22 protein-coding genes and 1 pseudogene are annotated in these 24,723 nt (G+C 67.4%); 13 read left to right on the top strand and 10 right to left on the bottom strand.

Annotated elements, in window-relative coordinates; all coding sequences use genetic code 11:
- Positions 1-95 precede the first annotated feature (95 nt).
- The 3 genes and pseudogenes from ACLML9_RS16950 to lhgO all read left to right on the top strand — a co-directional run.
- Positions 96-344 (top strand): annotated as a pseudogene (locus ACLML9_RS16950) (23S rRNA (adenine(2503)-C(2))-methyltransferase RlmN); the annotation flags it as partial.
- A 90-nt stretch (positions 345-434) separates the two neighbouring features.
- Positions 435-1,034 carry a Uma2 family endonuclease gene (locus ACLML9_RS16945; RefSeq protein ID WP_411946435.1) on the top strand — a complete coding sequence of 200 codons (600 nt, stop codon included), beginning with the start codon at positions 435-437 and terminating at the stop codon, positions 1,032-1,034.
- Positions 1,035-1,086: 52 nt separating this feature from the next.
- Complete coding sequence (gene lhgO / locus ACLML9_RS16940; RefSeq protein ID WP_411946434.1) at positions 1,087-2,298, top strand: L-2-hydroxyglutarate oxidase; 1,212 nt, start codon at positions 1,087-1,089, stop codon at positions 2,296-2,298.
- A gap of 32 nt (positions 2,299-2,330) precedes the next feature.
- Here the strand turns inward: lhgO and ACLML9_RS16935 are convergent, their stop codons facing one another.
- The 3 genes from ACLML9_RS16935 to dxr form a co-directional block, all read right to left on the bottom strand.
- On the bottom strand, positions 2,331-2,978 hold the full coding sequence (locus tag ACLML9_RS16935) for an AAA family ATPase (RefSeq protein WP_411946433.1): 648 nt from the start codon (positions 2,976-2,978) through the stop codon (positions 2,331-2,333).
- An 832-nt stretch (positions 2,979-3,810) separates the two neighbouring features.
- Positions 3,811-5,010: a M50 family metallopeptidase gene (locus ACLML9_RS16930; RefSeq protein WP_411946432.1), complete on the bottom strand. Its 1,200-nt coding sequence runs from the start codon at positions 5,008-5,010 to the stop codon at positions 3,811-3,813.
- 125 nt (positions 5,011-5,135) lie between these two features.
- Positions 5,136-6,275 carry a 1-deoxy-D-xylulose-5-phosphate reductoisomerase gene (dxr, locus tag ACLML9_RS16925; RefSeq protein ID WP_411946431.1) on the bottom strand — a complete coding sequence of 380 codons (1,140 nt, stop codon included), beginning with the start codon at positions 6,273-6,275 and terminating at the stop codon, positions 5,136-5,138.
- Between the two features lie 95 nt (positions 6,276-6,370).
- On the opposite strand from dxr, the gene ACLML9_RS16920 reads away from it, so the two are divergent.
- From ACLML9_RS16920 to ACLML9_RS16905, 4 genes are all read left to right on the top strand, one after another.
- Positions 6,371-6,637 (top strand): DUF2631 domain-containing protein, encoded by a 267-nt coding sequence (locus ACLML9_RS16920; protein ID WP_411946430.1) that lies wholly within the window; start codon positions 6,371-6,373, stop codon positions 6,635-6,637.
- Positions 6,638-6,817: 180 nt separating this feature from the next.
- Positions 6,818-7,975 carry a flavodoxin-dependent (E)-4-hydroxy-3-methylbut-2-enyl-diphosphate synthase gene (ispG, locus tag ACLML9_RS16915; protein WP_411946429.1) on the top strand — a complete coding sequence of 386 codons (1,158 nt, stop codon included), beginning with the start codon at positions 6,818-6,820 and terminating at the stop codon, positions 7,973-7,975.
- 124 nt (positions 7,976-8,099) lie between these two features.
- Positions 8,100-8,963 carry a GNAT family N-acetyltransferase gene (locus ACLML9_RS16910; RefSeq protein WP_411946428.1) on the top strand — a complete coding sequence of 288 codons (864 nt, stop codon included), beginning with the start codon at positions 8,100-8,102 and terminating at the stop codon, positions 8,961-8,963.
- 61 nt (positions 8,964-9,024) lie between these two features.
- Positions 9,025-10,812 (top strand): penicillin-binding transpeptidase domain-containing protein, encoded by a 1,788-nt coding sequence (locus tag ACLML9_RS16905; protein ID WP_411946427.1) that lies wholly within the window; start codon positions 9,025-9,027, stop codon positions 10,810-10,812.
- Between the two features lie 23 nt (positions 10,813-10,835).
- Here the strand turns inward: ACLML9_RS16905 and ACLML9_RS16900 are convergent, their stop codons facing one another.
- The 6 genes from ACLML9_RS16900 to ACLML9_RS16875 all read right to left on the bottom strand — a co-directional run bounded on the left by ACLML9_RS16900 (position 10,836) and on the right by ACLML9_RS16875 (position 16,591).
- Positions 10,836-11,063 (bottom strand): hypothetical protein, encoded by a 228-nt coding sequence (locus ACLML9_RS16900; protein ID WP_411946426.1) that lies wholly within the window; start codon positions 11,061-11,063, stop codon positions 10,836-10,838.
- Between the two features lie 213 nt (positions 11,064-11,276).
- Positions 11,277-11,771 carry a peroxynitrite isomerase gene (locus tag ACLML9_RS16895; RefSeq protein ID WP_411946425.1) on the bottom strand — a complete coding sequence of 165 codons (495 nt, stop codon included), beginning with the start codon at positions 11,769-11,771 and terminating at the stop codon, positions 11,277-11,279.
- 72 nt (positions 11,772-11,843) lie between these two features.
- Positions 11,844-12,371, bottom strand: coding sequence for a hypothetical protein (locus tag ACLML9_RS16890; RefSeq protein ID WP_411946424.1), 528 nt, complete (start codon positions 12,369-12,371; stop codon positions 11,844-11,846).
- 33 nt (positions 12,372-12,404) lie between these two features.
- Positions 12,405-13,796 (bottom strand): APC family permease, encoded by a 1,392-nt coding sequence (locus tag ACLML9_RS16885; RefSeq protein WP_411946437.1) that lies wholly within the window; start codon positions 13,794-13,796, stop codon positions 12,405-12,407.
- A gap of 166 nt (positions 13,797-13,962) precedes the next feature.
- Positions 13,963-14,832, bottom strand: coding sequence for a helix-turn-helix domain-containing protein (locus ACLML9_RS16880; RefSeq protein WP_411946423.1), 870 nt, complete (start codon positions 14,830-14,832; stop codon positions 13,963-13,965).
- A gap of 124 nt (positions 14,833-14,956) precedes the next feature.
- Positions 14,957-16,591, bottom strand: coding sequence for a class I adenylate-forming enzyme family protein (locus ACLML9_RS16875; RefSeq protein ID WP_411946422.1), 1,635 nt, complete (start codon positions 16,589-16,591; stop codon positions 14,957-14,959).
- 768 nt (positions 16,592-17,359) lie between these two features.
- On the opposite strand from ACLML9_RS16875, the gene ACLML9_RS16870 reads away from it, so the two are divergent.
- From ACLML9_RS16870 to ACLML9_RS16850, 5 genes are all read left to right on the top strand, one after another.
- A complete protein-coding gene (locus ACLML9_RS16870; RefSeq protein WP_030521750.1) occupies positions 17,360-17,719 on the top strand; it encodes a DUF4254 domain-containing protein in 360 nt (119 codons plus the stop codon).
- Between the two features lie 289 nt (positions 17,720-18,008).
- Positions 18,009-18,656 carry a GntR family transcriptional regulator gene (locus tag ACLML9_RS16865; protein ID WP_411946436.1) on the top strand — a complete coding sequence of 216 codons (648 nt, stop codon included), beginning with the start codon at positions 18,009-18,011 and terminating at the stop codon, positions 18,654-18,656.
- An 83-nt stretch (positions 18,657-18,739) separates the two neighbouring features.
- Positions 18,740-19,603: a type I methionyl aminopeptidase gene (gene map / locus ACLML9_RS16860; protein WP_030521748.1), complete on the top strand. Its 864-nt coding sequence runs from the start codon at positions 18,740-18,742 to the stop codon at positions 19,601-19,603.
- Complete coding sequence (locus tag ACLML9_RS16855; RefSeq protein WP_411946421.1) at positions 19,600-21,204, top strand: cobyric acid synthase; 1,605 nt, start codon at positions 19,600-19,602, stop codon at positions 21,202-21,204. The genes map and ACLML9_RS16855 overlap by 4 nt, the downstream gene beginning before the upstream one ends.
- An 87-nt stretch (positions 21,205-21,291) precedes the next feature.
- Complete coding sequence (locus ACLML9_RS16850) at positions 21,292-21,855, top strand: alpha/beta hydrolase (protein WP_411946420.1); 564 nt, start codon at positions 21,292-21,294, stop codon at positions 21,853-21,855.
- A gap of 1 nt (position 21,856) precedes the next feature.
- Here ACLML9_RS16850 and ACLML9_RS16845 read toward each other — a convergent pair whose 3' ends face one another.
- Positions 21,857-22,888, bottom strand: a complete 1,032-nt coding sequence (locus tag ACLML9_RS16845; protein WP_411946419.1) for an alpha/beta hydrolase — start codon at positions 22,886-22,888, stop codon at positions 21,857-21,859.
- Positions 22,889-23,216: 328 nt separating this feature from the next.
- On the opposite strand from ACLML9_RS16845, the gene mqo reads away from it, so the two are divergent.
- Positions 23,217-24,665: a malate dehydrogenase (quinone) gene (mqo, locus tag ACLML9_RS16840; protein ID WP_411946418.1), complete on the top strand. Its 1,449-nt coding sequence runs from the start codon at positions 23,217-23,219 to the stop codon at positions 24,663-24,665.
- Positions 24,666-24,723: the final 58 nt, after the last annotated feature.

The following is a 24,723-nucleotide window of genomic DNA, read 5'->3' as shown; positions in this document are numbered from 1 at the left end:
GTCGTGAACGACCGACGTTTCCGAGACACAGGGACATCCTTCCGCAGGACCAATGATCCTGCTAACTCGGTGTCCACTACCCAGGGGGAGCCTCAGATATCAACGACCAGCCGTGGCGTGCGGAAATGCTGGGCCGGAAACTGCACAAGGCGCTGGGGTCCCGGGTGCATGTCAATGTCATCCCGCTGAACCCCACTCCCGGCAGCAAATGGGATGCCAGCCCCAAGCCGGTGGAACGGGAGTTCGTGCGCCGGGTCGAGGCGCAGGGTGTGCCGTGCACGGTCCGCGACACCCGGGGCCAGGAGATCGCCGCGGCCTGTGGCCAGCTGGCGGCGGAGGGCTGATTTCCGGTCGGCATGGGAGCCTTCGCTGTAGGGCGGCCGGGCAGGGGCTTCGTTGTGGCCCGTTCCCACCCGGCCTGACATGATGCCTGCATGAGCGCCCCCGACGAGCACGACGAGCTGCACCTCACCGCCGAAGAGTTCGCCGACGGTGCCGCGGCCGAACTCGGTGATATCGAGATCGTCGATGGCCGAGTCATACGGCTCATGGCCCAGAGTCCGCTGCACAGCAGAGTTATCCGACGTCTGGCCGGCCTGCTCGAAAGCGGACGCCGGGAAGGCGGTCCATGCATGGTCGTCGATTCCGATATCGCCGCGCGGTTCGCCGACTCGGATTCTCCGGCCGCGGATCGGCGGCTGAACATCCGGTATCCGGATATCTGGATTCGTGACTGTGAACCGTACGACGTCGATACGGTGCGCGATCACATATTGCTGATCGTCGAGGTCACCTCCGCATCCACCATCGATGTCGATATCACCGACAAACGCATCCAGTATGCGGCGGCAGGTATACCTCGCTACCTGATCATCCGGCTCGACCAGAAGGAAGACAGGATAGAGGAGATCGAGGAATACCGCCTGGACTGGTCCGGGCGACGGTACTTGGTGCACACCGTCCACCGCCGAGTGCTGCTGCTGGACGAGCCGGTCGAGGTGACGATCCCCTTCGATTCGCTGGAACAGCCCTGAGGGCCGGATCCGGACGGGGTGCAGTCGAACGTGGTGTGAGGGGAACGAATACATGGGTGAGCAGGTCGTCGCGATCGTCGGGGCGGGGATAGTCGGGCTGGCCATCGGACGGGAACTCGCCCGCCGCCGTCCGGCCGACCGGATCGTGGTGTTGGAGAAGGAGAATTGGGTCGCGGCGCATCAGACCGGCCACAACTCGGGAGTGGTGCACGCCGGGATCTACTACCAGCCGGGAAGCCTCAAGGCCGTCCTGTGCGCGCGGGGCCGATCGCTGCTGCGGGACTACTGTGCCGAACACGAACTGCCCTATGACGAATGCGGCAAACTCGTCATCGCGGTGGAAAACGACGAAATGCCCCGGCTCGAGGCGTTACAGGCACGGGCGGGGGATAACGCGGTCCCGGGGCTGCGCCGGGTGGATCGGGGGGAGATCCGCGAGATCGAACCGTCCGCCGAAGGAATCGCCGCGCTGTATTCGCCGCACACCGCCATCACCGATTTCCGTCGGGTGGCGGAGTCTTTCGCCGCGGAACTGGTGAAATCGGGTGGGGAGGTGCGGTTGTCGTGCGCCGTGAACCGAATCACCCGGACAGCAGGAGGGATCGAGCTGGTGACGGGCGAGGGGGCGCTGCGCGCGGACCGAACGGTGATCTGCGCGGGGTTGCACGCCGATACGGTGGCCGGGCTGGCGGGCGCCGACCCCGGCCCGCGGATCGTGCCGTTCCGGGGCGAATACATGAATGTGGTCGCCGAGAAGGCGGATATGGTGCGCGGGCTGGTGTATCCGGTACCGGATCCGCGGTACCCGTTTCTGGGGGTGCATTTCACGCGGCGGGTCTCCGGGACGGTGGAGGTCGGCCCCAACGCGGTACTCGCGTTCGCCCGGGAAGGCTATCGGCGCGGGGACTTCTCGATGCGCGACCTCGCGGAGACCGTGCGCTGGCCGGGGTTCCGCCGGATGGCGCGGCAGCACTGGCGCACCGGGATCGAGGAGATGTACGGCTCGCTGTCGGTGGCCGCGTATATGCGCGGGGCGCAGCGCTACATTCCGGCCATAGGTACCGCGGATGTGATGCGCGGTGGGTCCGGAGTCCGGGCCCAGGCCCTCGATACCGATGGCAGTCTCGTCGACGATTTCCGGATCGACCGGCTCGGGCCGGTCACGGCCGTGCGCAACGCTCCGTCACCCGCGGCGACCTCCTCGCTCGCGATCGCCGAATATATTGTTGACCTTATCGAGGGCAAGGGCACCACCACGCATTGACAACGACAGCACATGGGCTCCCCTCCGACTGCTCACTCTCCGTCGAGGAGATACCGCAGATAATGCTCGGGCCTGGCGAGGAATTCCCTGGTCAGGCTCACCGGTAGAGCCTCATCGAAACCGACGGCATTGATCGAGCCTTCCTCATCGATCTGGTAGATCGTGGCTCCCGGCAGGGCGAGCAGGATGGGGGAATGGGTTGCCACCACGAACTGAGACCCCTGCTGTACCAGTTCCGCCATACGTGCGAGGACGGTCATGCAGCCGCGAGGCGAGAGTGCCGCCTCGGGTTCGTCCATGAGGTACAGACCGCTCGGACCGAAGCGGTGGCGCAGCAGATCCACGAACGATTCGCCATGTGAACGGTGGTGTAGTGAACGGCCGCCCACTACGGCGATCTGCTCCGGTCCGAGTCGCTCGGTTTCGGTTGCGACGTTGTAGAACGATTCGGCACGTAGGAAGAAGCGGTTGCGTGGTTTGGTCGTTCCCCAGCGTAGTACGAGATGCTCGCCCAACTCCGATTCGGTGGATCGGGTAGCGAACCGGTAATTCTGACTGCCGCCCTCGGGATTGAGCCCTGCCGCCACTGCGATGGCCTCGAGTAAGGTGGACTTCCCGCTGCCGTTCTCTCCGACCAAGAAGGTCACCCCGGGCCCCAGCGGTAAAGTTCCTTCGCGCATCAGCCAGCACACGGTCGGGAGGTCGAATGGATAACCTCGCGTTCTCGTGTCGCTATCGAGCCGGATTGCATGTAGGTAGTGAGCCAACCTGCTATCGCAGACCATCAATCGAGCCTATCAGTGGCTTGTTCTCGCCTTGTCGGGATGTGGAGCAGCGCCAAGGGTGCCAGAGTTCGGAGAATACGCGGCATTGCAGCGGGAAAGGCTGCAATGCCGCGTATTTTCGATGTCCCGTCAGGCAGTTGGTGGGCGTCCGACCAGAGCCGTAACGCCGGTGTCGAGCGGAACGCAGGCTGCGTCGGGCCCGAAGTCACCGCTGTCCAGTGCGTGCTTGCATTCTTGGTATGAGTTGTACAAGCGGAGCACGTTGTCTTCCCAGCCGGTTCTGACCGGGGCCGAAACTGCCGAGGGCCGGTCGGAACTGGGCGATGAGACGTCGGCCATGGCAGCTACTTCTGTAGCCAGCGGGCCGAAAACGGATATGAATCCGCACAACACAGACGCAGCCGCAAATCTGCTGAACATGAATTCCCCTCCTAGAACGACACCCACTCCCCGTAGGTGCTGTGCCGAATCCTCCCCCGCCTTCTGATGCTTGTCAACGGGGTTCCGGCGAGGCGATGCGCAGTTGGGTGGGAACCCCACCGCGGGTCATCTGGGCCGGACAGCGCGCTGCAGCACATGTCTGAGCGCACAGGGCTGTATGGTGCCGAGGCCGGTGCCGTTGTGGTTCCGCCTCCGGCCTCGGGGAGAGGTGTCTGGCGTCCGGGCGTTCCGTTGCCATACCGGCAGGAAGCGCCGGCGCGTATCGGTACCCGATCGAACGTGGACGTCAGGGAAAGAGCTGGATCGGATTGATGATGTCGGCGGCCAGAGTGAGCATCATGTACGCGCCGCCGATGACCACCGCGACATAGGTGAGCGGTAGCAATTTCAGGTAATCGACGGGGGCTCCGGGCGCCTGTCCCTTCCAGCCGCGGACGGTGTTTCGCAGCTTCTCGTACAGGACTACTGCGATATGGCCGCCGTCGAGGGGAAGGAGCGGCAGAATGTTGAATGCGCCCAAAAAGAAATTCAGGCTGGCAAGCACCATGATGAAAATGTTCCAGTAACCGCGTTCGGCGGTCTCTCCGCCGATCTTGCTGGCACCGTAGATGCTAACTGGAGTTTCCGCGTCACGTTCGCCGCCGGTGACCGCTTCCCAGAGATCCGCGACCTTGGCCGGCATCTGAGCGAGTGATTGGACGGTGCGTATGAACATCTCGCCGGTGAAAGCGGCCGAGGCCGGAATCGCGGAAAGTACGCCGTACTGGGTGGGCTCTATGTAAAGTTGGCCCACACCGACTACGCCGACTTCTCGGCCGGGGCCGCCGTCTTTCGGGTAGCGCATGGCTCGTTCGGGTACGACCTGGATGTCCATCGACTGTCCGTCGCGATCGATGGTGTAGGTGAATGGACCGGTTTGCTCCTGGGTGAGGCTCTGGAACTCGTCCCAGGTGCTCACCTCCACGCCGTCGACTGCTGTGACCACATCACCGCGCCGGAGTCCGGCCCGCTGCGCCGGGCCGGGGCCGGTACAGGTATCCAAGGTGCCGTCGGGGTGTTGGGAGGCCACGCAGCTCATATTGCCGAGGCCGGTCGCCGGCTGGTTCAGGTTCGGCAGACCCCAGCCGACCGCCAGCACGACGATCAGGAGGAAGCCGAGCAGGAAATTCATCCCGATACCGCCGGACATCACCACGAGGCGCTTCCAGGTGGCCTGCCGGTACATGGCCCGGTCGACCTCTTCGGGTTCGAGTTCGTCGAGCGCGGTCATTCCGGCGATATCGCAGAACCCGCCGAGCGGCAGCCATTTGACGCCGTATTCGGTTTCGCCGCGCCGGAAGGAGAACACCTTCGGGCCGAACCCGATGAAGTACCGGCGCACTTTCATGCCGGTGGCCTGAGCGGTCCACATGTGCCCGCATTCGTGCAGCGCGATCGAAATCGTGATGCCGAGGGCGAACAGCACGAACCCCAACACGAACAGCATGTGGTCTACAGCCCTCCTGCGGTGCGCAGATCATTACTCCCGGCCCGCACAGAGACCGGAGCGGCCGCGAGCACGTGTCCACAGTAACCGCCCGCGTGCGGTGCCTCGACCATCCGCGACATCGGTTACCGCTGTACGAGGGTACGGGCCCGGTCGCGTGCCCACTCGTCGGCCGCGAGTACCTCGGCGAGTTCGGTGGGTTCGGCGCGCCATCGGTCGGCGTCGCGTACCGCCTGCTCCACCGTGCGCACGATCTCCGGGAAGCGGATCCGGCCGTCGAGGAAGGCCTGCACCGCGACCTCGTTGGCGGCGTTGTACACGGCGGTGACGCAGCCGCCCGCGGTACCGGCTTCCCGGGCCAATTCCACGGCTGGGAACACGGCGTTGTCCACGGGTTCGAAGGTCCAGGTGGCGGCGGTGCCGAAATCACACGGCGTGGCGGCCCCGGGCACGCGATCCGGCCAGCCCAGCGCCAGGGCGATCGGCAGCTTCATATCGGGCGGGCTGGCCTGGGCGAGGGTGGAGCCGTCGGTGAAGGTGACCATGGAGTGCACGACCGATTGTGGGTGCACGGTGACCTCGATGCGGTCGTACGGGATACCGAACAGCAGATGCGTTTCGATCAGTTCCAGGCCCTTGTTGACCAGCGAGGCCGAGTTCAGGGTGTTCATCGGGCCCATGGACCAGGTCGGATGGGCTTTCGCCTCGGCGGGGTTCACCCCCTCCAGCATGTCGGTGGTCCAGCCGCGGAACGGCCCACCGGAGGCGGTGAGAACCAGGGTGGCGACCTCGTCGGCCCGCCCGCCGCGCAGACACTGGGCCAGCGCCGAATGCTCCGAATCGACCGGCACCAGTTGGCCCGGACGCGCCGCCCGGGTGACCAGCGAGCCGCCCGCGACCAGCGACTCCTTGTTCGCCAGCGCGAGTGTCGCGCCGCTTTCCAGCGCGGTCAGCGTCGGCTCCAGGCCCAGGGATCCGACCAGCGCGTTGAGTACGATGTCGGCCTCGGTGCGCCGGACCAGTTCGGTCACCGCGCCCGCCCCGGTCAACGGGACCCCCAGTTCGGCCCCGGCGACCGGGTCGGCCACGGCCACGGCGGTCGTGCCGGTGGCGGCCATCTGCGCGGCGAGCAATTCGGTGTTCCCGCCACCCGCGGCCAGCCCGACGACTTCGAATCTGTCCGGGTTCGCGGCGATCACCTCGAGCGCCTGGGTGCCGATGGAACCGGTGCTGCCGAGCAGGAGGACTCTGCGGAGATCTGACACCTGCCCATTGTCACCGACCGTGCCCCTGCTGGCTACGACGGGCGGTCGTATGCCACGATATCGGGCAGTATCCGTTCTCTCGAGGAGGAGCGATCGTGGCCGCCACGGAAGTCGAACCCACCAGCGACAAAGCTGTCGTCACCAAGGTGGACCCCGCAGAGGTTCCGTCGGCGGCCTGGGGCTGGAGCGGGGAATCCCGCCGGACGTTCCAGGTGGCCGCGGTCGTGGTGATCGTCATCCTGCTGGGCATGCTCAAGGGCAATCACCACGGCAAGGTCGAGGACCTGTACCTCATCGGATTCGCCGCCGCCCTGGCGGTCCTCGTGATCCGCGATATCCTGCTGCGCCGCAAGCCCCGGTAATCAGCGGTTTCTCCGCAGGCTGCGCTCCCGCGCGAGATACCGCGGGCCACGGCGAGGTGACGTGCCGGTGACGTGCTGGTGCCGGTCGCGACTGTTGTCCATGTCTCGACGGCCCCCGGTCGAAGCGCGACTACACTCGGCACCGACCGGCCGGACCAGTACGAAAGTAGGCAGCCGAAAGTGACCAGCACAATCGGATTGGGGATGCCGACCGCACCGGCCGCGGTGCTCGCACCGCGGCGTAAAACCCGCCAGCTGATGGTGGGCGGTGTCGGTGTGGGCAGCGACCACCCGATCTCGGTGCAGTCGATGACGACGACCAAAACGCACGATGTGAACGCGACATTGCAGCAGATCGCGGAACTCACCGCGTCGGGCTGCGATATCGTGCGGGTGGCGTGCCCGCGGCAGGAGGATGCCGACGCACTGGCCACGATCGCGAAGAAATCGCAGATCCCGGTGATCGCCGATATCCATTTCCAGCCGCGCTACATCTTCGCGGCCATCGATGCGGGCTGCGCGGCGGTGCGGGTGAACCCGGGCAACATCAAAGAGTTCGACGGGCGGGTCGCGGAGGTAGCCAAGGCGGCCGGTGCCGCCGGTATCCCGATCCGAATCGGGGTGAACGCCGGTTCCCTCGACAAGCGGATGATGGCCAAATACGGCAAGGCCACCCCGGAAGCGCTGGTGGAGTCGGCGCTGTGGGAGGCGAGCCTGTTCGAGGAGCACGGGTTCGGCGATATCAAGATCTCGGTCAAGCACAACGACCCGGTCGTGATGGTCGAGGCCTACCGGCAGCTGGCCGCGCAGTGCGACTACCCGCTGCACCTCGGCGTCACCGAGGCGGGTCCGGCTTTCCAGGGCACCGTGAAGTCAGCGGTGGCGTTCGGCGCGCTGCTCAGCGAGGGTATCGGCGACACCATCCGGGTCTCGCTGTCCGCACCCCCGGCCGAGGAAGTGAAGGTCGGCGGGCAGATCCTGCAGTCGCTGAATCTGCGGCCCCGCAAACTCGAGATCGTGTCCTGTCCCTCCTGCGGTCGCGCGCAGGTGGATGTGTACACCCTGGCCGACGAGGTCACCGCCGGTCTGGACGGCCTGGAGGTGCCGCTGCGGGTCGCGGTCATGGGCTGTGTGGTGAACGGTCCGGGCGAGGCCCGGGAGGCCGATCTCGGTGTCGCCTCCGGTAACGGCAAGGGACAGATCTTCGTCAAGGGTGAAGTCGTGAAAACGGTACCCGAGGCGCAGATCGTGGAGACCCTCATCGAAGAGGCCATGCGGATCGCCGAGGAGATGGGTGCGGACGCCGAGACCGGTCAGCCGGTCGTCAGCGTGGGCTGAGTTCCCCGCGCCATCGGCTCGCCGGCGCGGCGAGCCGGTCGGCGCTGCCCGCCCCTCCCGCGCCGCGCGGACGCTTTCCGGATATTCGTACCGTTGCGGTGCGGTTCATGGCAGGCTGTTGTAGGTGCGGAGTCTCCTGGAGCCGACCCGGCGCGCGAAATACGTTCCCGCGCGTCAGCTCGCCAAGCGGGATCTTGCCCAGGTACTCCGGGTCCTCGACGATGACCCGGTCGCCACCTGCATGGTCGCCGCCCGGTTACAGGAATACGGTCTGGACAACCGGTGCGGCCAGGGTGAGCTGTGGAGTCACGGCGGCCCATCGGAATCACTGTGCTTCTCCGGGGTGAATCTCATTCCGCTGCGCGGCGGCCGTGAGGCGCTGCGCGCCTTCGCCGACCGGGCCATCCGGTGGCCCCGGATGTGCTCCTCGGTGGTCGGCCGGCAGGAACTCGCGCTGCCGCTGTGGGAGATGCTCGCCGACCATTGGGGTCCGGAACGAGAGGTCCGCAGCGCACAGCCACTGCTGGCACTCACCGATACCGCCGTATCGGCCGCCGACCCGCAGGTGCGCCAGGTCCGTCCCGAGGAACTCGATCGGTATCTCGCGGCGGCGATCGCGATGTTCATCGAGGAGGTCGGGATCGATCCCCGGGCCGGTGACGGGGGCCGCGGCTATCGGCGCCGCGTGGCGGGGCTGATCGAGGCCGGCCGGGCCTGGGCACGGTTCGGGGACGGCGAGGTCGTGTTCAAGGCGGAGGTGGGGGCGCAATCCCGGCGTACCGGGCAGATCCAGGGTGTCTGGGTGCATCCGGAATACCGGGGGCAGGGCCTGGGCACGGCGGGTACGGCGGCGGTGTCCAACGCGGTCGTCGCTTCGGGACGTATCGCCAGCCTGTACGTCAACGACTACAACGAAGTGGCCCGGCGGGCCTATCGGGCGGTCGGGTTCCGGCAGATCGCCACATTCGCCACGGTCCTGCTCGACTGATCCGTTCGGATCCGGTGTGCCGCAGGTGATCACCGGCTCCGGTCGCCTACCATCGGCTCCGATGACGATCCGATCGGTACTCGTGATCACGGTCGCGGCGCTCGCATTCGCCGTGACCGGTTGTGCTGCGGGCTCCTCCGGGCCGATCACCGCCGCGGACGGTTTTCTCGGTGCGTTCACCGCGCGTGATATCGAGGCGGCCGCCGATCGGACCACCCGGCCCGAAAAGGCCTTCGCCGCATTGACTTCGGTGTGGGACGAATTGGGCGCCGAAGAGCTGCACGCCGAAACCGGCGCCGCCCGCATCACCGGTGACACCGCCACTGTCGACTACACCTACGAATGGCGGTTGTCCGGCGGCCGCACGTGGACCTATTCGGGGCAGTTACCGATGGTGCGCGCCGGCGGTGCCTGGACGGTGCGCTGGAGCGGCGCGGCCGTGCATCCGCGCCTCGGCGATACCCAGACCATGGCGTTGTCGATACAGCCCGCGCCGCGGGCCCGGGTCAACGAACAGTCCGGTAGCGATGTCCTGGTTCCGGGCACCGTCTCGCGGGTGACCTTCGATGCCGCCGACAGCGCCGACCCGCAGCGGGTGGCGACAGCGCTGTCCCAGGCTCTGGCCGATATCGACGAGCGGCTCACCCCGGAGCGGATCCTGGATTCCGAGCGCGCCGCCGACGGCGTGTACACAGTGATCGTGCTGAACGAGGCCGAGTTCGGCCGGGCGGCCCCCCGGTTGATCGGGCTCCCGGGCGTGCGCGTGACCCAGGAGTGGGATATGGCGCCCACCGACCGGAAATTCGCCCCCGATCTGATGACTCAGGTCCGGCAGGCTGTGATCGACGATGTCGATGGCCGGTCGGGTTGGCGGGTGGTGGCCCGCAATGCCGGCGGCGCCGAGACCGGAGTGCTGCACGAGGTGGCGGCGCAACCGGCGCCGTCCTTCGCGCTGAGTGTGGACCGCCGCATCCAGAACGCGGCCCAGCGCGCGGTCGACGGGCGCCGGGAACAGGCCATGATGGTGGTGATCGAGCCCTCGACCGGCGGCATCCTCGCGGTGGCGCAGAACGCGGCCGCCGACCGGGACGGGCCGGTGGCCACCATCGGCCAGTATCCGCCCGGGTCGGTGTTCAAAACGGTGACCGCGGCCGCCGCGATGAGCGAGGGTATCGCGACACCCGATACCGTCGTCTCCTGCCCCAGCGCGGTCACCATCGGTGAGCGGATGATTCCGAATTACAACGGATTCTCCGTCGGCGACGTACCCATGACGACCGCGTACGCGCGGTCGTGCAATACCTCGTTCGCCCGATTGGCCAGTGAATTGCCGGAATCCGCTCTCACCGACACCGCGGCGGCTTTCGGTATCGGACCGGATTACACGGTGGCGGGCCTGCCGACCTTTTCCGGATCGGTGCCCGCGGCCGGCGACCGCACCCAGCGCACCGAGGACGGGATCGGCCAGGGACGGGTGGTGGTGAGTCCGTTCGGCATGGCCCTCCTGGCCGCGGCCGTCGCCTCGGGTGTGGCGCCGACCCCGTACCTGATCGCGGGTCGGGAGACGGTGGTCGACGGTCCGCGGCCCACCCTCGCCCCGGAGGTGGTGCGCGGGTTGCGGGCGATGATGCGGCAGGTGGTCGTCGCGGGCACCGCGGATCGGATCGCCGATCAGGGGGAGGTGTTCGGCAAGACCGGCGAAGCGGAAGTGGAGGGAGGTTCGCATTCCTGGTTCGTCGGGTACCGGGGCGATATCGCCTTCGCGACGCTGCTGGTCAGAGGCGGAAGTTCGGATAACTCGGTGGCGGTGACGCGGGATATGCTGGCGGCGCTGCCCCCGGGGTACTGATACCGGTCGTTACCCGCGGCCCGTCACTGTCCGGCGGATCCGGTTTCCGACGCGGTCGCATAACGGTGACCGATATCGGTGATGCGAGTATCGGTGGTCACCGAATCGCTGACCCGGGCGGGCGCGACGACCGATACGGTCCGGTCGGTGACCGGTGCGGAGGAGGCGGTATCGGTTCCCAGGATCTCGACGACCCCGGCACCCCCCAGGATCAATCCGGCGGTGATGAAAGCAACGGCGGAACGCTTCATTTCCGGCTCCCTCCGATTCAGAGGTTCGACAGACAGCGAGCTCGGAGTGCTGCTGGCGACCGGGCTCTGCGGAAGAGTTATCTGGTGATTTGCTGCTCAGGCCAACCTAAGCGGGGACTACCCACCGAGACAAGACGGAAAGGTGGATTAAATCGATGACGAGCAAATCGTGATCCGGACCACGTTATCCGTGATCTACTCGTTACGATCCATTCAGATTTTGTGCAGACTTGCCGCGAGGTGATCCTGTAGCGGCAGTCCGACCGCACCCATCTGCAGGGTGTAGTCGATGACGCCGCCGTGCAGATGAACGGTCCGGCTGAGGGCGGTCACCGATTTGGCCGTGCTACTCAGGCCGATCGCGGTCGACTCCAGCTCCAGGCGCAGTTCGTCGTCGCCGAGCGTGAGTTTTCCCTCGCAGATCTCGGTGATCCCGGTGGGATGGGAGAGGATGAGTTCCACCCGGTCGGGGCCGGGGCAGCGCAGATATCCGGTCTCCACATGGAGTGGACGGTTGTCGTCGGCGTGCCGGGTGCGTTGGCGGTAGGTCAGGAACGGCCGGCCCAGATGTCCGAAGGTGATCTCCTCCAGATAACCGAAGGGTTCGATCGTCGGGTAGTCGCCCTGGCCGCGACCGCGCCAGGTACCGAGCAAACCGGCCAGCGGGGCGATGGCGGGATGCGGGGCGGGTGTCTGCGGTTCGGCCACGGCCCACAAGCGTAGACCCTCGGCCGGTCCCTGCGGTACTCGTGCCCGGTCGCCCGCGCGCCGGATCTGCCGCTACTTGTTGCGGCGGCGGCCGAACGGCCAGAAGGACCGGGTGCGGCGCCGGGGCAGCGCCGCGTAGACCATGGTCATTTCGGCGAACACCCCGGCCTCGCGTTCCCGGTCGGGGCCGAAATCGTCGCGGCCGAGGATCTGCGTGATGGATCCGGGGGCGATCGTGGCGAGAGCGTCGAGCAGTGAGGCGTTGAGCGCACCCAGCGAGATACGGGTGGTGTCGGGGTCCTCGGCACCCGGGCCGCCGTGACCCAGCAGCATATGGCCGACCGCGTGCAGCACGATGTGGTCGGCGTTGCGGCCGGAGGCCGACGCGTCGTAGACGATGATGTCGTCGTTCTTACGGGCGATCCAGAGGCCGTTGCCGTTACACCCCAGATCGGCCAGCGCCGACCGGTGGGCAGGCTGCAATGAGATCGGCCGCTTCCGGTGCGCGGCCACGTCGGCGAGGTAGGCGTTGAGGTCCCACGGGTTGGGCAGGGGCACCGACCCAGCCGCATCACCGAACCTGGCGTCCATGCTTGTCATCGGCGAATACGTTACCGATCGCGCGTCGACTCGTCACTTCCGCGAATTCCCGCGCACCGCTGGAAAACCGGCGACCTGGGCGGAAGACGCGGCAGGTGGTCGGATATCGACCCCCGGGCCCACCGGCCGGACATTGTGCTGTTTGTTCCACAGCGCGGTGAACGCCCAGAGCACGACGCCGACGACCAGCAGCACTCCGGCGATGGCGTACTGCTGGGGGTTGCGGTCGGTGAAGGGTGTGGCCAGATACGCACAGCACACCGCGCCGAGTACGGGCAGCGGTGTCGGGGTGTGGAAGTGCTCGTGGGTCACCCGGTCGCGCCGGAGCACGAGGACCGCGATGTTGACGATGGTGAACACCACGAGCAGCAGCAGTGCGGTGGTGCCACCGAGTTCGGGTACCTGGTCGACGAAGGCGAGCAGGCCGAAGGCCGGCAAGGTGGTGAACAGGATCGCGATGTAGGGGGTACGCCGGCGCCGGTCGACCCGGCCCAGCACCCGGGGGATCACCTTGTGCTCGGCCATGCCGTACAGCAGCCGGCTGGCCATCAGCATATTGATGAGGGCCGAATTGGCCACCGCGAACATCGTGATGAAGGCGAAGATCTGGGTGGGGAACCCGGGTGCCCCGATCTTCACCACCTGCAGCAGCGGGGTATCGCCCTCGGCGAGTTCTTCCGGTGGGACCAGCGCCACCGCCGTGATCGAGACCACCACATAGATCGCCCCGGTGATCAGCAACCCGGTGAGCAGGATCCTGGGGAAGATCCTGGTGGGCTCTTTGGTCTCCTCGGCCATGTTCACCGAGTCCTCGAAGCCGACCATGGCGTAGAAGGCCAGCGTGGTCGCCGCGATGACGCCGCCGAACGCGGTGCGGTCGCCGGTGTCGAATTCGATGATCCGGCCGAAGTCGCCGTTGCCGAATCCCAGCGCCCAGAGGCCGATGCACACCACGATCAGCAGACCGGACAGTTCGACACAGGTGAGCAGGACATTGGCCTTGACGCTCTCCCCGACGCCGCGCAGGTTGATCGCGGCGACCGCCGCCATGAAGGCCAGCGCGATCACGGTGAGCAGTGGCCCCTTCCCGTCGAATTCGAAGGCTTCGGCGAAATTCGCCGCGAAGGCCTTGGCCGCGGTCGCGGCGGAGGTGATACCGGAACTCATCACCGCGAACGTCACCATGAAGGTGACGAAATGGATCCCGAATGCCTTGTGGGTGTAGAGCGCGGCGCCGGCGGCCTGCGGATATTTGGTGACCAGTTCCAGATAGCTGAGCCCGGTGACCATCGCGACCCCGAAGGCGACCAGGAACGGGATCCACACCGCCCCGCCGACCTCTCCGGCCACCCGGCCGGTGAGTGCGTAGATACCGGTACCGAGAATATCGCCGACGATGAACAGCAACAGCAGCCACGGGCCCATGACCCGTTTCAACTCCGGTTGCTGTGCCGGATCGGTCCGGTCGGTGACATCCGCCAAGAGAACCCCTCGTCTCCGCAGTGGCCGTGCGAGCCCTGAATCGGACAGTTCCGATCCGGGTACCCACTCGGTGTGGCCCGGACTCCTCGTTCACGGGCTGTTCACAAGGTCAGGCCAGAGCTTCGGCTGCCGCGGCCGCTTCCGCGATCACGACCGCGGAATCGCGGGGACTCAAGGCCATCGCCCGCAATTGGTCGAACATGACACCGAATCGCCGGATCTCGGTATGTCCCTCGACGAGGGCGTCTCCGGAGATGCCCTCGACATAGACCAGTTCCGGATCGGTCGGGTCGGGGAAGTCGAGAATCGTGAAGGACCCGGCCATGCCCGGGTGCGCGCCCGCGTCGAAGGGCAGGATCTGCAGGATCACGTTCTTGCGTTTGGTCGCCTCACCCAGCCGGCGCAGCTGGCCGCTCATAACCTCCGGGCCCCCGACCATCCGGCGGATCGCGGCCTCGTCGAGTACCACCCACAGTTCCAGCGGCTCGTCCTTGGCCAGTACCGCCGCCCGGTCCATCCGGGCGCGGGCGCGCCGCTCCAGATCCGACGCATCCAATTTCGGCATGCACGTATCGATCACAGCCATGGCGTACTGCTCGGTCTGCAATAGGCCGGGGACGAAGGAGGTCTGATAGTGCCGGGCCGACAACGCCACCGATTCGAAATTGATGTACGCGGCGTACACCTCCGACAGACTGGCCTCGTAGGGCCGCGACATCCCGGGTTTCTGCGCGTCCGACAGCAGCTCCAGCGCCTCCTGACGCCGTGCCTCCTCGACATCGTAGAGGTCCAGCATGGTCATCAGGGTGCGGCGCTGGGGCCGGGCCTGGGCGGTCTCGATGCGGTACAGCGTGGTCACATTGATACCGGTCCGCGCGCTGACGTCCTCCTTGCTCAGCTTCGCGTCGTCGCGCATCTCCAGCAGCAGCACCGAGAGCCGACGCAGGCCCGCCGTGAGGACGGTGCGTTTGCCTGCCATGTCATCCCTTTCCCTCGCGCCCGGCGCGGCCCGCCGACCACGATCCTCGCCCGCCGCGCCCTCTGTCGAGCAACAATAACGACGAAAGACCGGAAGTGGGGCGAGCAGCGGCCGGAACCGGCGCTCATGGCGTGATTTCGCGGCGCAGCACCTTTCCGGTCGCGTTGCGCGGCAGTGGTGTCGCGGTGAGCGTCCAGCGTTCGGGGACCTTGAAGTACGCGAGCCGCTCGGCGACGAACGCGCGCAGTTCGCCGGCGTCGAGGCCGTCCGGATCGTCGGTCACCACCACCGCCGCGACCCGCTGTCCCAGATCGTCGTCGGGCACACCGAGGACCGCCGATTCCCGGACCGCGGGATGTTCGTCGAGGACGTTCTCGATCTCGGTGGGGTACACGTTCTCTCCGCCACGCAGGATCAGATCGGTACGGCGCCCGGCCATTCGGAGCCGGCCGTCGGCCAGGGTCCCGAAATCACCTGTTCGTAACCACCGTTCGCCGTCGATCGCCGCGGCGGTGGCCGCCTCGTCCCGCCAGTAGCCGAGCATGACGTACGGGCTGCGCACCCAGATCTCGCCCTCGGCGCCCTCGGCCACCGGAGTTCCGGCGGGATCGCGGATCTCCACGGAGACACCGAGAATCGGCCGCCCTACGGTCTCCGGGTCGGCGGCGAGTTCGGCGGGTGTCGCGACCGTGGCGGCGGTACCGCTCTCGGTGAGGCCGTAACTGGTGGTGAGCGCGATTCCGGTGCGGGGCAGCCGGGCGCGTAATCGCTGCTGGAAGGCCGGTGACGAGGGTGCGGCGTTGAGGGACAGCGCGGTGAGTGCCGACAGGTCGTACCCGGCCGGATCGTGTTCCAGCAGCCGGGCGGCCAGGGTCGGCACGGCGCCCCAGTTGGTCACGCGCTCCCGCGCCATCAGCGACAGCACCCGGTCGGCCGCGAACGCGCCGGTGTGCACGATCACCGCCGCGCCTGTCGCGAGCCGGGGGACGACCAGATTGTGCAGGCTGGCGATATGGAACAGGGGGGAGGTGAGCAGGAACCGCTTATCGCTCGGCTCGCGGTGCGCGCGGCCGGCCAGTGCCGCGCCGAGCGCGTCGGTGTAGCGGTGGTAGTCGGCGATCGCGATGAGGTTGCGGTGGGTGTGTACCACTCCTTTGGGGCGGCCGGTGGTTCCGCTGGTGTAGAGGACGACGGCCGGATCGTCCTCGTCGACCGGTATCACCGGGGCCGGGCCTTGATGGTCGGTGATCAGCCGGGGCAGGTCCGCAGTGGTGAGCACGGGCACTCCGTTGCCCGCGGCGAGGGCGGCACGGGGGTCGTCGGCGACGACGACCGCCGGTTCGGTATGCCGGATACCGAATTCGACCTCCCGTGCGGCCCACCACGCGTTGTACGCGACCGCGACCGCGCCCAGGCATTGCGCCGCCCAGAAGGCGATCACCCATTCGGGGCCGTTGGCGGCCAGGATGCCGATCCGGTCGCCGCGGCCGACGCCGTACCGGCCGGCCAGCGCGCGGGCCAGCGCCTGGGCGTCGGCGGCATGCTCGGTGAACGAGATACGCCGGTCGGCGGTGACCAGGTAATCGCGTTGACCCCAGGTCTGTGAGTGGTCGAGCAGTTCGCGCAGTGAGCGGTGCCGGTGGCGCCGGACGGCGAGCGGGACGCCGAGCACCGTCTCGGTGGACAGTTCGAATGGTCCACCGGGGCCGGTGAGCTCGGCGGCCACCTGCGCGGCTCGTGGGTCGGGGGCACTGCTCATGGGTCCACATCCTTGTCGGCGACTGTCCTCAGAATCCATACCGCACAGTGCGGGCGCCACGGTGACCGGCCGTCGTGGCCGGGTGTCCGCGGTTCTCCTCGCCTCGGCGAATGGTCCACGGGCCAGTGCATCCGGATGGGTTGGCAAACACTTGGCAAACGACGCCGGGCGGGTGATCGCGTCTCCCGTGTGCAAGGCCGGATGGCCGCCGCGGGTTTCGGCCCGGCCGGGAGCCGGCGCCGCGAAGAGGGCCCGTGACGGCGGGCGATGTGGCCGGGGGTCGTTGTGTCACAGGACCATAGGGATCGGTATGGTTCCCGGTGTGTGCTGCGACCAGATCTCGGCACGGTTGCGATGTGGTCGCATAACGCGTTGTCGTGCCTGGTCCGGGGTGTGCGCCGGGTATGGTTCGCGGCGGCGGGGATTCGGGCCGCCGACGGGAAGGATCTTGGCGGGTACGCGTTTTCGGTGGGACCGCTTCCGGGTTCCGCGGAAGGGATCGTTAGGCTCGCGCACGACGCTGTTCGCAACATTGCATACGGAAGTCTTGTGTTCTTGCATATGTAAGAGCATGATCCAGCTAGCCTTGTTGTGAACAACGATCCGATGTCCGGGATTACCGAATCGAGAGCCGATCATGTTGGTACAGAGTGTGATGGTGCCGGGTGAGTCCGAGGGGTGCGGATGAGCGCACCCACTCTGGGAACCCTGCCGACTGCGCCACAACTGCTGTGCGCCTTCCAGGGGCGGCGGATCCAGGAGCGTGTGCTGTTGCGCTTCGCGCACGCACTGGTCGAACTGCACAAGCGCCGCGCGCAGGTTCGGGATATGGCGCAGATTGCGGAAATCGACTGTCGTAGAACAGAACTCGTGGACGACATCAACGACTGGGTCACCCGTAGGATGCCGCAGCACCGCAACGGCGCCTCACTGCACACCGAAAGCCTCGGCGCGGTGATCGACCGGATGGCGTTCAGTTGGGTGGCCGCGAATCAGGCGATCGAGGCCGACGGGGTGCGTAGCGACCGGACGCACCGGCACTGGTACCACCTCGCCGAACTGGTCGACGGTTACACCGATTTGATCGCCGAGGTCGCGGGCGGGCGCCGGCGGCTGCCGGTGCAGTAGGGTTCGGCGGATCACCGCCGCGTTCAGTCCGCTGGACGTCGTCGAACCTCCCGGTTGGGCAGGCGAAAGACCGCAGATTGTCGAATGGCCTAGACCTGACGGAACCGTACGGCGAATGCCCGGTTAACGCATCGGTACAGGCCAATTGGAGGTAGTTTCTGCCATGAGGCAGACCGAAAGGGTCGTAGGTGCTGTGACGGCGCGCGAAGACCTCGACACAGAGGCAGCCGCGGTGCCGGGAATCACCGCCCTGTCGAAGGTATACCGGGTCCGGGCCGAACTGGACACGATGCTCGGCGAGCTACGCCCCGGCGACCGGGTACCCGCCGAACGGGAACTGGCCGGACGTTTCGGAGTCGCCCGGGAAACCGTTCGTCACGCCCTCCGTGATCTCGCGGTGGAGGGCCGCATCCGCAGACAGGGCCGCGGGACCGTGCTCGCCCGCCCGAAGGTGGTGCGGCCGCTGGCGCCCGAACCCACCGTCGAGGACGGTTCCGGGGTCGTGCGCAGTCTGCTCTCCTGGGAGGACACCGAGGCCGACGCCGAGATCGCCCGCGACCTGGAGCTTCCGCTGCACACCCCGATCATGACGCTGGAACGCCTGCTGCACGCCGACGGCGAACCGATTGCGCTGGAACGTATCGATCTCTCGCTGGACCGTTTCGGCTGGCTGCGCGCGGGTTTCGATCCGCTCGGCTCGCTGCCGGCGACGATCGGCAGGTCCGGTGTCGAATACGGCGGCGCCACCGAACGTATCGAGACCGTGCTCGCCGCGCCCCGGGAAGCCGGTCTGCTGGGCTGCCGGCCCGCGGTACCGCTGATCCGGGTGGTGCGCCGCGGGATGGACACCCAAGGCCGTCCGATCGAACGGGTCGCCGCTCTCTATCGGGGTGACCGGGTCGCGTTCGAGGTCCGTACGGGCGGCCGCATCCGCTGAGCCGGAGCCGGCGCGGGGGCGGGCGGCAGCGTCCGGGACCGTTCCCGGCGACCGCCCGGCCTGCGCCGACTACTCTGGAGCGCATGTCCGTGCGTACCCGCCAGCCGCTGCTTCCAGGAACCCCCACTCCCATCCGTGAGGTCCCGCGTGGGATCGAACGGCCGGAGTACGTCTGGAAGAAAACGGCCGAGGAAGGGTCCGAGCCCTGGGTACAGACCCCCGAGACCATCGAGAAGATGCGGATCGCCGGGCAGATCGCCGCCCGGGCGCTGGCCGAGGCGGGTAAAGCGGTCGCCCCGGGTGTCACCACCGACGAACTCGACCGGATCGCCCACGAGTACATGTGCGATCACGGCGCCTACCCCTCGACGCTCGGGTACAAGGGCTTTCCGAAATCGTGCTGCACCTCGCTCAACGAGGTGATCTGCCACGGTATCCCCGACAGCACCGTGGTTCAGGACGGTGACATCGTCAATATCGATGTCACCGCCTATATCCACGGCGTGCACGGCGACACCAACGCCACCTTTCTCGCCGGTGAGGTCGACGAAGAGGTGAAACTGCTGGTCGAGCGCACCGAAGAGGCGACCGCGCGGGCCATCAAAGCGGTGCGTCCCGGGCGGGCGCTGAATGTGATCGGCCGGGTGATCGAGTCCTACGCGAACCGTTTCGGCTACGGCGTCGTCCGGGATTTCACCGGGCACGGGGTCGGGCCGACCTTCCACAGTGGCCTGGTGATCCTGCACTACGACCAGCCCGCGGTCGAATCGGTGATCGAACCGGGAATGACGTTCACCATCGAACCCATGATCAACCTGGGCGGTATCGACTACGAGATCTGGGACGACGGCTGGACCGTGGTCACCAAGGACCGCAAGTGGACTGCCCAGTTCGAGCACACCCTGGTGGTCACCGAGACCGGCGCCGAAATCCTCACTCTGCCGTGAGCCGGCCCGGCGGGGCGCTGCTGATCGCCGGGACGACCTCCGACGCGGGCAAGAGCGTGGTGGTCGCCGGTATCTGCCGGATGCTGCGGCGGCGTGGTGTGCGGGTGGCGCCGTTCAAGGCGCAGAACATGTCGAACAACTCCGTGGTCACCCTGGACGGCGGGGAGATCGGCCGGGCCCAGGCACTGCAGGCCCGGGCGTGCGGGCTGGAACCCAGCGTGCGGTTCAATCCGATCCTGCTGAAACCCGGCAGCGACCGGCGTTCCCAGCTGGTGGTGCGCGGCCGGGTGGTGGACACGGTAGGCGCCGCGGACTATTTCACCCATCGCACCCGGTTGCGGGAGGTCGTGGCCGCCGAACTCGCCGCGCTGCGCGCGGAGTTCGATGTGGTGATCTGTGAGGGGGCGGGCTCGCCCGCCGAGATCAATTTGCGCGCCACGGATCTGGCGAATATGGGTTTGGCCCGGGCCGCGGAACTGCCGGTGCTGGTGGTCGGCGATATCGACCGGGGCGGGGTACTGGCGCATCTCTTCGGCACGCTCGCGGTACTGGAACCCGAAGATCAACGGCTGATCGCCGGATTCGTGATCAACAAGTTCCGTGGCGACGTGGATCTGCTGCGGCCGGGCCTGGACCAGCTGACCGCGCGTACCGGACGCCCGACGCTCGGGGTGCTGCCGTACTGCGACGAGCTGTGGATCGACGCCGAGGATTCGCTGGGGACCGTCGCCGGTGCCGCGGTGGGGCGCCCCGCCGCCCCGATCGGCAGCGAATGGCTCACCGTCGCCGCCGTGCGCTTGCCGCGGATATCGAATTCGACCGATGTGGAGGCGCTGGCCTGCGAGCCCGGCGTCCGGGTGCGCTGGGTGAGCGACCCGTCGGCGCTGGTGGACGCCGACCTGGTCGTCCTGCCCGGGAGCAAGGCCACCGTGGATGATCTGGCCTGGCTGCGGCGTACCGGTCTCGCCGAGGCGCTGCTCCGCCGGGCCGCGGCGGGCGGGCCGATCCTCGGCATCTGCGGGGGTTACCAGATGCTGGGCCGCCGGATCGTGGACACCGTGGAATCGGGCAGTGGGGAGGTCGCCGGGCTGGGACTGCTCGATATGGATATCGAATTCGGCCGGCGGAAGGTGCTGCGCCGGACGACCGCGGCCGGCGCACAGGGTGCGGCAGGGGAGACGACCGCGGCCGGATACGAGATCCATCACGGCCGGGTCCGGCGTACCGCTGAACAGCCGTGGCTGTACGTCACCGGCTGGGCGGAGGCGGCGGATGGCGCCGGCCCGGTGACCGGGGAGCGCGTCCCGGAGGGCGGGGCGCGCGGCGCGGTCTGGGGCACCCATCTGCACGGGCTTCTGGAATCCGACGAATTCCGGCGCGGCTGGCTCACCGAGGTCGCCCGGTGTGCCGGGCGCGGCGGGTTCACGGTGGCTCCCGGCACCCGGGTGGCCGCGGTGCGGGCCACGCAACTGGACCTGCTCGCCGATCTGGTGTCCGCGCATCTCGATATCGCCGGGCTCGACCGGCTCCTCGCCGAAGGTGTCCCCGCCGGGCTGCCCAGTGTCGGGTCCACGCTGGAAGCGTTGTCGGGCGCGAGCTGATCGCGGCGGCGGATCCGGCGTCACGATCTCGGCGCGGTCGACCCGGTCGACCCCACGGCGGGGGTGGGCGGTGTAGCGTCAACCGGCATGGAATTTCGGCGCATCGCGGTCGGTGACCGGGACTGGACGGTGCGGGTGGACGGGCCGGTGACCCAGCACAGCGTGCTGCTGCTTCCCGATTCCGGTGATCCCCCGGACGTCTACGACCGGGTGTGCGCACGTCTGCACAGTTCCGATCTGCGGACCATCGTGTTCGAAAAGGCCGAGGGGCTCGACACCGCCGGGGTGTACGCGGCCCTCGACGAGATCGGCGTGCCCTGGGCCAATGTGGCCGGCCGGGGCAGTGGTGCCAGCGTGGCATGGGAAGTCTGCGCGAAGGGTTTCGGCCGCTTCGTGAGCCTGGTGGTCGCCGATCGCGGGCATCCGGCCGTACCCGACGAGGACGGGGCGGTGCTCGACGCCGGCTGTCCGGCGGTCGAACTGCCCACCACCGTGCTGGTGACCAAACGGCTGCCGCGTCCGGTGGCCGATAGTTCCGGCCGCCATGTGTACGGCGAGTTCCGGGTGGTCGGCATCGACGTCGACAATGTCGCCACCGAAGCCGATCAGGAGTTCGCGACCGAGATCGTGCTGCGGACCAGTATGTGGTGACTCAGGCCGGCCGGGCGGCCAGCCAGTCGAGCCAGTTGTCCAGTTCCCGGAAGGCCTCGGTTCGCGGGCCCGCCGCGGACAGGAACACATCGTGGCGGGCGCCGTCGATCGGGACGATATTGGTGCGGTCGCCGAGGCAGCCCGCCCAGCGCTGGATCTGCGCGACGTCGAGGACCGCGTCCGCGACATCCACCGCGGGCCCGTATTCGCGGGCGAATTCGGTGAGCTTGGATCGCAGCAGCAGCGCGGGCACGCCGATATCCAGGCCGCGGTGCAGCCGCGCCTGACCCAGCCGGATCGCGCGCAACCACCCGGCCCGCACCGGGAAACCGTGCCGCGGCTTCCAGTCCAGGTCGTAGTCCCATTCCCCGGCCAGGCTGTGGTGCAGGCTGTCGCCGTAGGCGCTGGATTTACCCAGCGGCAGCGCCGACTTCGCCCGGAAACGGCCCACCGTGTTGATGAGTTGGGTGCCCACGGTGCGCACATAGGCCGGGCCCTGCAGGTCGAACCATGGGCTGTTCAGCACCAGCCCGCTGATACCGGCGGCCGCCGTGCCCCCGGCGCGTTGCCGCCGGTCCAGCCACAGCGAGGTCACCAGGCCGCCGGTCGAATGCGCCACCACCAGCACGTTCGCCTCGGTCTCGGCGGCGATCAGCCGCAGCGAATCATCGAGTTCCCGGTCGTAGAGGGCGAGGTCGCTGATGAAGTGGGGGGTCTGGCCGGTTTGTAGCGATCGGCCACATTTGCGCAGGTCCAGCGCGTAGAAACGGTGTCCGCGGGCGGTGAAGTGCTCGGCGACGTGCCGCTGGAAGAAATAGTCGGTGAAGCCGTGCACGTACAGCACCGCGTCGGCGGTGGCCACCGCATCGGCCGGGGGCAGATGCCGGACCAGGGTGGCGACGATATCCCCCTCGCCGTCGGGATCGGGCCCGAGTTCCAGGGTGCGGTATTCGTACCCGTCACCGAGGACATCCGGCTGCCAGTCGGCGGTCCGGCCGAGGGCGCCGATACCGGTCGCGGAATCGTTCGTCACGGCCTCCAATCTAGGCGACCGATGAGTAGCAATGGCAGGCCCGAAGGTGACGAGGAGGAGGAATCTACGTCACAATCGCCGCCCTGGCTGCGGATTCCGCGCGTGTCGAGGTGCACAATTGGCAATAGTGAACGACGGGTAACCTACATTTCGGCCGAGCCCGGAGGCTCACCATCGCGACCCGTACACAACTGCACAAGCGCCCGTGCCCCAGCGGGCCGCATCCCACGGATGTGCGCCCCGCGCATCAGGACAAGGAAGTCGAACACCCGTGCCGAACGCTGCCCAGACTGAAAAGACCGATGTAGTCCTCATCGGTGCCGGCATCATGAGCGCCACGCTCGGCGCGCTGCTGCGTCAGCTGCAGCCGGACTGGTCGATCTCGGTGTTCGAACGGCTGGACGCCGCCGCGGCCGAGAGCAGTGATCCGTGGAACAACGCCGGTACCGGACATTCGGCCCTGTGTGAGCTCAATTACAGCCCGCAGAAGCCGGACGGTTCGGTCGATATCGGCAAGGCCGTCGATATCAACGAGCGGTTCCAGGTCTCCCGCCAGTTCTGGGCCTACGCGGTGGAGAACGGGATCCTGAGCGATCCTTCCCACTTCATCAACCCCATCCCGCACGTGAGTTTCGTGCACGGCGCCGCCGATGTGGAGTACCTGCGCAAGCGGTACGAGGCGCTCTCCCGGCATCCACTGTTCGCCGGGATGGAGTACATCGACAGCCCCGACGAGTTCGCCCGCCGGCTGCCGCTGATGACCCGCGGCCGCGATTTCTCCGACCCCATCGCCCTCAACTGGTCCGACGGCGGCACCGATATCGACTTCGGTTCGCTCACCAAGGAACTACTCGCCTATATCGGTGCCAGTGGCGGGGAGATCGGCTTCGGTAACGAGGTTCGTAACCTGTCCAAGCAGAAGGACGGCAGCTGGAAGGTCACGGTGCGCAACACCCGGACCGGGCGCACTCGCACGCTGATCAGCAATTTCGTCTTCGTCGGGGCCGGCGGCGGGGCGCTGCCGCTGCTGCAGAAGGCGGGAATCAAGGAGATCCGCGGTTTCGCGGGATTCCCGGTCTCGGGTCAGTTCCTGCGGTGTACCAATCCCGAACTGATCGCGCAGCACGGAGCCAAGGTGTACGGCAAGGCGGCGGTCGGTGCGCCGCCGATGTCGGTGCCGCATCTGGACACCCGCGTCATCAAGGGCAGGCCCGGCCTGCTGTTCGGCCCCTATGCCGGCTGGACCCCCAAGTTCCTCAAGGACGGCAGCAATGCCGACCTGTTCAAATCGATCAAACCCGGCAACCTGGCACCGATGCTCGGCGTCGGCGTCACCGAGTTGAGCCTGGTCAAATACCTGATCACCGAGTTGATCAAATCGCAATCCGGCCGGGTGTACACCATGGAGGAGTTCATCCCGCGCGCCGATGGCCGGGACTGGGAACTCATCACGGCCGGCCAGCGAGTCCAGGTGATCCGCCGCAAGGGCGTCGGCGGTGTCCTCGAACTGGGTACCGCCGTCATCGCGGCACAGGACGGTTCCATCGCCGGCCTGCTGGGCGCCTCGCCCGGCGCCTCCACCTGTGTCACCGCCATGCTGGACGTCCTGGAACGCTGCTTCCCGGCCGAGTACGAGCAGTGGACGCCCAAACTGAAGGAAATGATTCCGTCACTGGGTGTGAAACTGTCGGAGAACCAGCGCCTGTTCGGCGAGGTGTGGGACTGGACGAGTAAGGCTCTGCAGCTCAACCGGTCCGATACGCGCGCCGGGGTCTGATCCGGAAGAATCGGCGAAGCCGGGGTGGGGAACTGGAATCTCGATCTCGAGGGTGTGG

It is taken from the genome of Nocardia sp. NPDC002869, assembly GCF_046764065.1.
Lineage (GTDB): Bacteria > Actinomycetota > Actinomycetes > Mycobacteriales > Mycobacteriaceae > Nocardia > Nocardia rhamnosiphila.
Note: the sequence above shows the minus strand (reverse complement) of the source record. Positions and strands in the feature narration are given on the sequence as shown.